Below are 10,551 nucleotides of genomic sequence, written 5' to 3' on the forward strand. Positions count from 1 at the left end.
AATAATATTAAAGTGCATCTTCAATATTTTATATAAGATTAGTAATATATTTTGCTAAAGCCCCTTTCAATATGATTTATATAATATAGACTGTGATTCTAGTTATATAGTGTTCAGGCCACCATTCCTTCATTCACTATCAGCTTTATCAAAATTTATCTATGAAAATATATAAATATTTATATAGATAAATATGGAACTATTTTAAATTTAAAATAGTTATATAGAAACCTTTTTAACATTTTAAAAAGTTCCTTTGTTTATGAATATTTGAAGGTTATTTCCATCGAAATAATTTATTTAAGTATTAATAAATATTGTTAATATTTTCAACTAACCTCATAAGTCAGGGCTGATCAAAATAATTCTCTAATCTTTGTAAAATACTGAGATTGAGCTTGTTTTGAGGTATTCACTCTAAATCTATATTAAGCAACTAGGTTCTAAATCAAGTATGAACCCAAACTTCTGTGATGCTGTAAAAAAGCAAATTAGAGCAAATAACTCAGAGATTTCTTTCGCACTAAATAATTCGTTTAAATCTCTAAAAGTCCCCTCTGATAAAGATATATTCTTTGAAATCATATCTGCAACCTTAGTTGCCATTATTATCTTTCTATCTTCTATATCTTCTGAAGGCTTTCCCTTTGCCATACAGTATTTGCATCCATTGTTATGGGCAAGAGTTCGTCTTACCTCTTCTTTTAACTTATAATCAAAGGTGGTAGATTGTAAAAAATCTCTCTCTAGGTTACTCCAACTTTTCATAATTTCCTTATTATATCCAAGTAATTGTTCAAAGGGTGTTGTTCCTTCATTTGAAAAATTTATTTTTGCCATATTAATTCTCCTTCATTAATTAAGTTTTATCTACTAAATATTATATATAAACAAAGGTGGATTTTGTATCTCATATGACATATAATAAAGTTAAATACATAGCATATGCAATAATAAAAAGGAGAAAACATTTTAAATGAAATTAGATGAAATTGATGTAATGATTCTATCTGAATTAGAAAAAAATAGTAGATTATCCATAAGAGAATTATCAAAGAGAATTAATCTATCTCCCCCTTCTGTCACAGAGAGAGTAAAAAGACTTGAAGATAATGGAATCATAGAAGGCTACACTATTTCTATAAATAAAAAGAAGCTTGGACTATCTATTGATTGTATAATAAAAGTTACCATGAGAAATGGTGAGTATGAGAAATTTAAAAATTTCATAAAGAACTATAGCCTCAGTGAATGGTGTTATAGAATTGCTGGAGATGGTTGTTTTCTAGTTAAGCTTTCAGTTAAAGATTTAAGCGAGATTGAAGAATTTATTAATGAAGTTTCTCCCTATGCAATAACTAGTACTAATATTGCATTTTCTGAAGTGGACTTAGATAGTTCAATAAATAAGTTTTTATTATAGCCGATCCATGTAAGGTTATTCCTTCAAGAGTTATATTTTCTGAAAATATTTAAGGTATAAACTCCTTACTTTAACTTTATATTAATATAAAAAATTAATATATTGTACATTAAAAATAGCAAATATTTTACTTGAATACTATTAAGCTTTTAGTTCATTAAGTTTGTCTATACTTTCATTCCCCTAACAAGCTAACTTGTCTATACCACTTTTCTCCATAGGCATCTTCCTCTAATCCAAAATCCACCTTTAATAAACCTCTTTCTATAGTTCCTTTTATAATTCCCTTTTCAATACTAATATCTATGCTAATAACCTTTGCCATAGCCCACTTCCCTGACCTTAAAAATTATTAATTTCTCCTGATTTACCTCCAATCTTTCTAAGTAGCCTAATATCACTTATAATCATAGATTTATCTACGGCTTTACACATATCATATATAGTCAATGCTGCTATGGATACCGCTGTCAAAGCTTGCATTTCTATACCTGTTTCACCTATAGTTTTAGCTATAGCTATTATATCTACTTTATTTTTCTCATAGTCTAGCTGAAAGGTAATATCACATTCTGACATCATAACAGAGTGACACATTGGAATTATATCGGCAGTTTTCTTTGCTCCCATTATTCCACCCACTTGAGCTACAGAAAGCACATCCCCTTTTATAATCTCTCCATTATCTATCTTCTTTAAAGTAGTTTTTTTCATATAAATAGACCCACAAGCTATTGCCTCCCTAATGGTCTTTTTCTTTTCACTAACATCTACCATTTTAGCTCTTCCTTGCTGATTTATATATGTAAATCTCTCATCAATTTGAACATCTTTAGCCATAAGTCCTCCTCCTATCTGAAACATTTCCTTATTGCTTCTACTTTTCCATCTTTAAATAAGCTATATTATAAATGCTTGCTGTACATTGCCCTTAATAAACTTCCTACATCTCATAGAATATTAATTTCCTATTTACTATGCAAACAAGATTTAATACCACCTTTAATAGTTAATTTAACTATTAACGCAAATAAAATTCTTCTATAAAAATATCAAATTATATTCCCAGTCATGTCATCAGTTTTATATCAACATCAATTATATCACATTTACCCCATTTTATGTAAATTAAAGTGATCATTTTTAATTCTAATGGTTAAATAAATTATTTAAATTATTCCCTTCTATTTTTTATTAAATTCTCTTTAATCTAAAATTTACTTATAAAGGTTATATAAAATATGGATATGTCCTACAAATTAGAATATAGTAAAGCTATATTATAGTCTGTAAAATATAAGTCAAATTATTGTGATTTATCCGATGACTACTCGCTCTAATACTCCCATCTTATTCAAAGTGGGAGTAAAGAGCGGCTACGACCCTAGACAACGTTTCGAAAGGTCTGAGTTGTAATAATATAAGTATAAGCCCAACATTTATTTAAAATTTAGTTTATTTTGAGACAATCTCTAATCTCCTTTTTCATATAAAGTTATAACTTCCTCATTATTCTTCTCTTCAGTAATATTATCATCTGCATCAACTTCATTTTCTTTTTCTTTTTCTTCTTCTTTTCGCTTAAAGCGTCTTCTCCATTTTGTATCCATCTGTATAACTTTATCAGCTTTTTTAAACAAACTTAGTATTATAAACACAATGAAAGCTCCTGTTAAAGACAATGCAAAAAGCCCTTTTCCTACAGCTAAACCTAAGCATGCTACTGTCCAAAGAGTTGCAGCAGTAGTTAAACCTCGTACTGATCCTTTATCTCTTAAGATAGTACCTGCACCTAAAAATCCCACACCACTTATAACCTGAGCTCCTAGCCTACCTATATCAACTTTTATTAATCCAGAATACATATGATCATGAGCGATAGTCATTACTTTTTGTATATCATACTCTGTTATTAAAGAAATAATTGTAGCCCCTAAACATACTAATATATGGGTTCTAAATCCTGCTGGACTATTTTTAAATTCCCTTTCATAACCAACAATCCCACCTACTATAACCCCTACTATAAGTCTTTCTAGCACTACTATATAATCCATAATCCCATCTCCCCATCGCAGTATAGTACTTATATTATATTCATAAGTTTAATATTGTTTAAAAACATTGTAATTATTTTATAAGTAAAGAAAAAGAGGCTTTTAGATAATCATTTAAATATATCTAAATAACAATTAGATGAAAAGGAAATTTAATCTAATTAAATTTAATCCCAATGAGGATATTTAACATCTTCATTGGGATTAAATTTTACTCTATTATCTAAATATACATATCTATCAATTCTTTAAATTTATCTATTCTATAATCATACTTATCTACATATCCAAAGCCATAACTAGCATATATAAATGGAACACCGGCAAACCTTGAAGCTTTTTGATCTCCCTCAGTGTCTCCTACATATACAGGATTTCTTAAGTTATTTCTCTCAATTATAAGCTTTATATTTTCTCCCTTAGAAAGCCTTGTCCTCCCTGGATTTTCAAAGTCAGAAAAGTATTGTTCTAACTTATGTGCTTCTAAAAAAGCTTCAATATACCCACATGCACAGTTACTTACTATAAATAGCTTATATTTTTCTGCAAGTAATCTTAGAGTTTCCTCTAAATCATCATAAAGCTTACCACCATTTACTTTTAAGTATTTACATTCTGTTTCACAACATTCCATTAATATTTCTTCTTGCCTTTTGCTATTTAAGTATGGAAAGAGTCTCTGTCCTATTTCTATGATTTGTAGCCCCATTACTCCTTTTAAATCCTCTTCTGTTATATCTTTAGTAATATCCATATTTTTACTAGCTACTTCATGCCAAGCCCTTAAGACTTCCTGACTAGAATCCCAAAGAGTTCCATCTAGATCAAAAATAATTCCATCAACATCCTCTTTAATCATTACCTTAATTCTCCTTTATATTAATTTATAGCTCCAAAAGATCATTAAACTTATCTATATTATAATCATAATCTTCTACTTCACCAAATCCATAAGCTGCATATATAAATGGTATTCCTGCTACTCTAGCTGCATTTCTATCCCCTTGTGTATCACCAACATATATAGGATTTTTTAAGTTATTTCTCTCTATTACAAGTTTTATATTTTCTCCCTTTGTCAGTTCTGTTCTTCCTGGATGCTCAAAGTCTATAAAATATTTCTCCATATCATGGGCATGGAAAAAGGATTCAATATATCCATTCTGACAATTGCTAACTATAAAAAGCTTATATCTTTGTGATAGCGCCTTTAAGGTTTCTTCTAAATCCGGAAAAAGTATACCTCCTTTAATAGGTAAATACTCATTTTCCTTCTTGCAACAATAATTCATAAATTCAATAGACCTTTCTTCCTTTAAATACGGAAAAAGTGTTTTCACTATCTCTATAACTGGTACTCCTACTACCCCTTTTAACCCTTCCTTAGTGATGGACTTATCTATATCTTTAAATTCCTTTATGGCTTCATTCCATATTTCCACAATTGCATCTGATGAATCCCACATGGTTCCATCTAAATCAAATATAATACTATCTACTGTTTCTAATAACATAACTTCATCCCCTATTTTAAATCTTCTTTAGTAATTCATCCACTTTTGATAACTTTCAAAATGTATATATAAATTACAAGTGGCACATTCTTAATATAAGAATGTGCCATTAAATTTTTACAATGAACTAATATATTAATTATATCATAATAAACTAATGTATTTTGAAAATATTTTGTTAATTGGATTTAATTAACTAATCTTACTTATTTACTCCTCTAGCTTCTTTAATTCTTCATCAATAAGACTCTTATCTAATCTTTCAAATAAAACATGAAATTCACCTATATTTGTTTCGGATTTTAGCTTAATCTCTCTCCATGTGCTTTCTTCACAAGAAAACCAACTTTTAATTTTTGCTGAAGACTCAGGTAAAAATGGATTTAAAATATTTGCTATATTTATAATAGCGTATAGGCAATTATAAATAGTATTACCACCCTTTTCATTCTCTTCTTTTATAGTGATCCACGGAGTTTCTTCATCAAAATATTTATTTATACTTCTTATAAAAGTAAATATTCTCTCTATAGCAACTTTCAAATTTCCTTCTTCAATATTTTTTCCAGTACTTTTATATAATTCTTCTATATCAGCTTTAATTGATTCTTCCACTTTTCCTTTTGGGACATTACTATTAAAATATTTCTTAACAAATACTAAGGTTCTATTAACCAAATTTCCATAGGCTCCTAATAGCTCTCCATTATTTTTATTTATAAACTCTCTCCATGAAAAGTCACTATCTCTTTTTTCAGGTCCATTTGCAATAAAGAAATATCTTATTAAATCGCTATTATATCTATCTACTATATCAGGTATCCATACTGCCCAATTATTACTAGTAGATATTTTATTTCCTTCTAAAGTCACATATTCACTAGAAATAACCTTATCTGGATTTCTTTCTGGTCCTGTTCCTCTTAATAATGCTGGAAGTATAATGGTGTGAAACGGTATATTATCTTTTCCATGAATATAATAAGATATACTACTACTATTCCAATAGTCACTAGCATTTTTATTATTCTCTTCTGCCCACTTCTCACTTACAGTTAAATATCCCAATACTGCATCAATCCATACATATACTTTTTTATCTTCAAAGCCTTCAATTGGTATATCTATCCCTATATCTAAATCTCTAGAAATAGCTCTATCTCTTAACCCTTCATTTAAATATCTCTCTGTACCATTTACCGCATTTATTCTCCAGTTCCCTCTAGATTTCTCCAAATGTTTTCTAAGACCTTTTTCAAAGGTAGATAATGCAAAGTATAATTGTTTAGTTGATTTTACCATGGGCTTACCACCACATAATTTACAATGTCTATTTTTAAGCTCTAAAGGGTCTAAAAGTGTTGAGCAATTGTCACACTGATCTCCTCGTGCAATATTATTGCAATGTGGGCATATCCCCTCTACATATCTATCTGGTAAAAATTGATTGCAGTGCTCACAATAAACTTGTTCTACCTTTTTCTCATATATTAAGCCTTTTTCATATAGATTTGTAATTATCTTTTGCACCTCTTCTTTATGATGATTATCATCAGTCCTGGAATAACAATCATAGCTGAAATTTAATTTATCAAAACAATACTTAAATTCCTCATGATATCTACTAGCTATAATCTCTGGTGGTACTCCTTCCTTTTTTCCTCTAATAGAAATAGGAGTTCCATGACAATCACTTCCTGATATATATAGCACCTCATCCCCCTTTGCTCTATAATATCTAGCTATTACATCTCCTGGTAATAGTGCTGCAATATGACCTATGTGTAATGAGCCATTGGCATATGGCCAAGCTCCTCCAATTAAAACATTCATTTTATTATCCTCCTTTATACTATTTAATTCTTATCAGCTCAACCCAATCATAGATTTTAAGCCATGTTGCTAAAGCAACTTTTTGCTTCGCTCTCGAGGAAACTCCTTTTCACATACGTTCTAAGGAATAAGTTCGAATAACTAAATCAAGATCTAGATTCTCACTTAAGTTTCACTTAACCAAATATAAAATTTGGAGTGGTGTTGCTAAAGCAACTTTTCGCTTTGCTCTCAATTTACTCCTTTTCACATACGTTCTAAGGAGTAAATTTCACTTAACCAAATATAAAATTTGGAGTGAAATTTAAAAACTCCCGTTCCTAAGAAATTAATCTTAGGAACGAGAGTTAAAACTTCGTGTTACCATCCTACTTCATCTATATTTCACAATATAAACCTCTTCAAGTACGCTATAATCAAAAACTCATACAGAATTTATCCAAAGACTATGCTTAGATAATATCCTCTCATGAGAACTCTATTTTATAGTTATACTCTATCACTATTACGGGTGAACCCGTTGCAGCCTTAATATTAAAATCTCGGTGCACTGCTCCAAGGCCATTTTCCCCTTAATATCCTCTGCTTCTTCTCACCAATGAAAGCTCTCTGTAGGAGTATTCTTAAAGGTAATTTCCTCTTCCTTGCATTTAGCTAATATAGTTTTAATTATATGTACATTTCTTAAATTGTCAATTAAACTTTTAAAATATTAACACTTAATAGTTTTTATTCTAAAGAAGAAATAATAATATTTAACTATTATCATAATAACAATTATTCCCTTTACAACTAAACTATCTATAATTATCAATGGAAAGGCCATCATAAAATCTGCAAATAGTAATATAGTAATCTTTTGTTTTAATGTCATAGCCCTTTCTCTTACAAAGCTTTCTAAGTGTTTTTTATATATTTTTGTACTCTTAAACCAACAGTCAAATCTCTCAGAACCTTTTACAAAACAAACAGATGCCAGAAGTAAAAAAGGTGTAGTCGGAAGTACTGGTAATATGACTCCTATAGCTCCTAGAGAAAAACAAATTAGTCCTATAGATACGTATATAAACTTTTTGCATTTATTCATAATAACTCCTCCCTAAATCCTAATATAAATAATCATTAACTTATCAGTTGTTTATTTTCTAGCTTATATACTTTATTACATATAGTAGTAGTTGATTTTCTATGATAAATCAATAGAATCTCCCTTTATACTCCCCTCACCTTCAACCTCTTCTAATTGTGGCTTTTCATCAAGAATATTAAATATTCTCTCGGCACATGCAAAGGTATGAAGTAGATTATTAGATAAATTACTTAATGCAACCACTGGTCCAAAGGCAGAAGCTATGATTACTAAAGCTAATATCATCTCTATAAATTCTATACTTCCTATAGAATATAAACTAAACCCTAGTACAGTAAAAACTAATACTACTATCATTATAGTTATATCTGTTATAGCTATTATTATTCTCTCATGTTTTTTAATCTCATACAAACTTTTATTTAATTTGATAGAATTCTCATGTATCCTATTAGCTCTTTCTTATCCATTATTAAATAAAAGTATTTCTTTAAGGCCTCTAAGTGAGTCTAAAATATAAGAGTTGCTTTCTCCAAAACCCTTTCTATACTTAGCACCCGTTTCTTTCGCCATGGATGAAGATAAGTAAGGAATAAAGAATCCTACTATTATAAAAAATATTTCTCCAAATAAAATCTATTAAGCCTATACAGATAAATATATTTTTCAAAAACAGAAAAAGCCTACCATTTTCATGGTAGACTTTCCTTGTCTGTGTCTTGTTTAATGTCTAGTTCTTTTAAAATTATAGGGAAATTTTAAATGAAACTAATTATATATTAAATTATTAATATATAGCATAAGAAATTTGTCCTACATTGCTATTATAATACAAAACAATAAAATTTCAAATTATATCTTTCTATAATTTTTTTATTTTTTGTATTATGGCTATTTTATTCTAATATAATAACGTATACACTAATTTTTTTAAATTAACTATATTGATTTTTAAAAATATTACAGTATATTCTTAATTAGAAGAAGCCCATCTTTATCTGGATGAGCCCCTCCTATTTCAGGTTGATTTAAATAGCATAGGTTAACCATTCTATAGTTAAAGATTTTGTGAACATTATTATTTCTTAGTGTAATCTAAAATTGTAAACAAATTTAATGTGAAAACTTTAATAAAACTTATATATTTTCTTGTCACCATAACCTTCTCTTGATTTGTAAACGTTTATCAAGCTTATTACTTAAAGTATAACATTGCTATATTTTATGTCAATTCACTACACTAAAATTAAATGTTAATTTTATTTTACATAGTATATTTTATGCATATGTTATTAACTTCATATCAATTTATTAGTGTCTATTTTACTCTTTAAGTAAGTTATTTTCTATTACCTCTTTAGCTGCTGAATAATTTTCAGAGCCACTTGTTCCCACTGCTTTATCAAATATAAAAGATAATTGAGATTCTTAATGATGAATTTTATTATTTAAACAAATAAATAATAAAGCTCATTTACATATGTTGCATATGATAGTAAAATTCTAATAGATATAGTTAACTATTTTAAAATATATTCATAGTTATCATGAATATATTTGTAATTATTTAAATTATAATTACACAAGCTTTAAATGTGCAAAGGGGATTATTTAAATTATGAATGAAAAAGATATTTTTCAAAAGAACAGTGTTATTCTATCATTAGCTTTATTATGCACTTTACTTTGGGGAAGTGCCTATCCATCTATAAAAATTGGTTACTCTCTATTTTCTATAGGTGAAAATGATATTTTTGGTAAGCTTCTATTTGCAGGTAATAGATTTGCTTTAGCAGGTATTTTAGTAATTTTATTAACTTGGATAATTCAGAAGAAGTTTCCATTGCCTAAGAGACAAGCTTTAGGGCCTATTGCCCTACTTGGCTTTATTCAAACTACTTTAGAGTATTTATTCTTCTACATAGGACTTTCACATACTACTGGAGTTAAGGGATCTATCCTAAATGCTACTGCAACCTTTATTGCCGTAATTCTTGCCCATTTTGTATATTCTGATGATAAATTAAATACTCAAAAGGTTCTAGGATGTATTATAGGCTTTATGGGAATAGTTATAATTAACTTAGGTGGTGAATTTGGAAGTGGCTTTAGCTTTACTGGTGAAGGATTCATTATTCTTGCCGCTGCTTCCTTTGCAATAGGATCTCTTATCAGTAAAGAAGCTGCTAAAAGAGAAGACAGTATGATAGTCACAGGATGGCAACTGCTATTTGGAGGAATTTTACTTGTAATTATAGGTGTTCTTGGAGGTGCAAAATTTTCTATACCATCTACTGAAGCTATGTTACTACTTTTCTACCTTGCTATTCTTTCTTCAGTAGCTTTTACTCTATGGACTATGCTATTAAAGCATAATAATGTAGGAAAGGTTTCTATATACAACTTTTTAACTCCTATATTTGGTGTTTTCCTTTCTGCCATATTCTTAAAAGAATCAATTTGGCATTGGAAAAACCTATTAGCCCTTGTATTAGTTTGTATTGGAATTTATATTGTAAATAGGCCTACAGCTGAAAATAATTAAATAAAAAATATAGACTCAAGGATAAAAAAATAACTCTGAAATATCAGAGTTATTTTTATAAATTAATTAAGGCACGTGAAAATAAATAA

At 28.6% G+C, this 10,551-nt stretch carries 11 protein-coding genes; 2 read left to right on the top strand and 9 right to left on the bottom strand.

Features of this window, described 5'->3' with window-relative positions; genetic code table 11:
* Positions 1-423: 423 nt before the first annotated feature.
* Positions 424-840 carry a carboxymuconolactone decarboxylase family protein gene (locus tag B3W71_RS18435; RefSeq protein WP_346890397.1) on the bottom strand — a complete coding sequence of 139 codons (417 nt, stop codon included), beginning with the start codon at positions 838-840 and terminating at the stop codon, positions 424-426.
* A gap of 136 nt (positions 841-976) precedes the next feature.
* On the opposite strand from B3W71_RS18435, the gene B3W71_RS18440 reads away from it, so the two are divergent.
* Entirely contained in the window at positions 977-1,423 is a 447-nt protein-coding gene (locus B3W71_RS18440; protein ID WP_346890398.1) for an Lrp/AsnC family transcriptional regulator, read from the top strand.
* A 175-nt stretch (positions 1,424-1,598) separates the two neighbouring features.
* Here B3W71_RS18440 and B3W71_RS18445 read toward each other — a convergent pair whose 3' ends face one another.
* The 8 genes from B3W71_RS18445 to B3W71_RS18480 form a co-directional block, all read right to left on the bottom strand.
* Positions 1,599-1,748, bottom strand: a complete 150-nt coding sequence (locus B3W71_RS18445) for a hypothetical protein (protein WP_346890399.1) — start codon at positions 1,746-1,748, stop codon at positions 1,599-1,601.
* 17 nt (positions 1,749-1,765) lie between these two features.
* Positions 1,766-2,245: a cyclic pyranopterin monophosphate synthase MoaC gene (gene moaC / locus B3W71_RS18450; RefSeq protein ID WP_346890426.1), complete on the bottom strand. Its 480-nt coding sequence runs from the start codon at positions 2,243-2,245 to the stop codon at positions 1,766-1,768.
* A 650-nt stretch (positions 2,246-2,895) separates the two neighbouring features.
* A complete protein-coding gene (locus tag B3W71_RS18455; protein WP_346890400.1) occupies positions 2,896-3,480 on the bottom strand; it encodes an MgtC/SapB family protein in 585 nt (194 codons plus the stop codon).
* A gap of 223 nt (positions 3,481-3,703) precedes the next feature.
* Complete coding sequence (locus tag B3W71_RS18460) at positions 3,704-4,339, bottom strand: HAD family hydrolase (RefSeq protein ID WP_346890401.1); 636 nt, start codon at positions 4,337-4,339, stop codon at positions 3,704-3,706.
* 25 nt (positions 4,340-4,364) lie between these two features.
* Complete coding sequence (locus B3W71_RS18465; RefSeq protein WP_346890402.1) at positions 4,365-4,994, bottom strand: HAD family hydrolase; 630 nt, start codon at positions 4,992-4,994, stop codon at positions 4,365-4,367.
* Between the two features lie 210 nt (positions 4,995-5,204).
* Positions 5,205-6,827 (bottom strand): methionine--tRNA ligase, encoded by a 1,623-nt coding sequence (metG, locus tag B3W71_RS18470; RefSeq protein WP_346890403.1) that lies wholly within the window; start codon positions 6,825-6,827, stop codon positions 5,205-5,207.
* A gap of 712 nt (positions 6,828-7,539) precedes the next feature.
* On the bottom strand, positions 7,540-7,914 hold the full coding sequence (locus B3W71_RS18475; protein WP_346890404.1) for a YbaN family protein: 375 nt from the start codon (positions 7,912-7,914) through the stop codon (positions 7,540-7,542).
* Positions 7,915-8,013: 99 nt separating this feature from the next.
* Entirely contained in the window at positions 8,014-8,331 is a 318-nt protein-coding gene (locus B3W71_RS18480; RefSeq protein WP_346890405.1) for a hypothetical protein, read from the bottom strand.
* A gap of 1,204 nt (positions 8,332-9,535) precedes the next feature.
* Between B3W71_RS18480 and B3W71_RS18485 the strand changes: the two genes are divergently transcribed.
* Positions 9,536-10,462, top strand: a complete 927-nt coding sequence (locus B3W71_RS18485; protein ID WP_346890406.1) for a DMT family transporter — start codon at positions 9,536-9,538, stop codon at positions 10,460-10,462.
* The last annotated feature ends 89 nt before the right edge of the window (positions 10,463-10,551 follow it).

Origin of the sequence: Clostridium sp. UBA1056 (assembly GCA_002316385.1) — a bacterium.
Taxonomy (GTDB): Bacteria; Bacillota; Clostridia; order Clostridiales; family Clostridiaceae; genus Clostridium_J.

Excerpts from the sequence above, each read along its gene's own strand:
- B3W71_RS18435 (WP_346890397.1), bottom strand. The coding sequence starts at position 840 with ATGGCAAAAATAAATTTTTCAAATGAAGGAACAACACCCTTTGAACAA.
- B3W71_RS18440 (WP_346890398.1), top strand. The coding sequence starts at position 977 with ATGAAATTAGATGAAATTGATGTAATGATTCTATCTGAATTAGAAAAA.
- B3W71_RS18445 (WP_346890399.1), bottom strand. The coding sequence starts at position 1,748 with ATGGCAAAGGTTATTAGCATAGATATTAGTATTGAAAAGGGAATTATA.
- B3W71_RS18455 (WP_346890400.1), bottom strand. The coding sequence starts at position 3,480 with ATGGATTATATAGTAGTGCTAGAAAGACTTATAGTAGGGGTTATAGTA.
- B3W71_RS18460 (WP_346890401.1), bottom strand. The coding sequence starts at position 4,339 with ATGATTAAAGAGGATGTTGATGGAATTATTTTTGATCTAGATGGAACT.
- B3W71_RS18465 (WP_346890402.1), bottom strand. The coding sequence starts at position 4,994 with ATGTTATTAGAAACAGTAGATAGTATTATATTTGATTTAGATGGAACC.
- metG (WP_346890403.1), bottom strand. The coding sequence starts at position 6,827 with ATGAATGTTTTAATTGGAGGAGCTTGGCCATATGCCAATGGCTCATTA.
- B3W71_RS18475 (WP_346890404.1), bottom strand. The coding sequence starts at position 7,914 with ATGAATAAATGCAAAAAGTTTATATACGTATCTATAGGACTAATTTGT.
- B3W71_RS18485 (WP_346890406.1), top strand. The coding sequence starts at position 9,536 with ATGAATGAAAAAGATATTTTTCAAAAGAACAGTGTTATTCTATCATTA.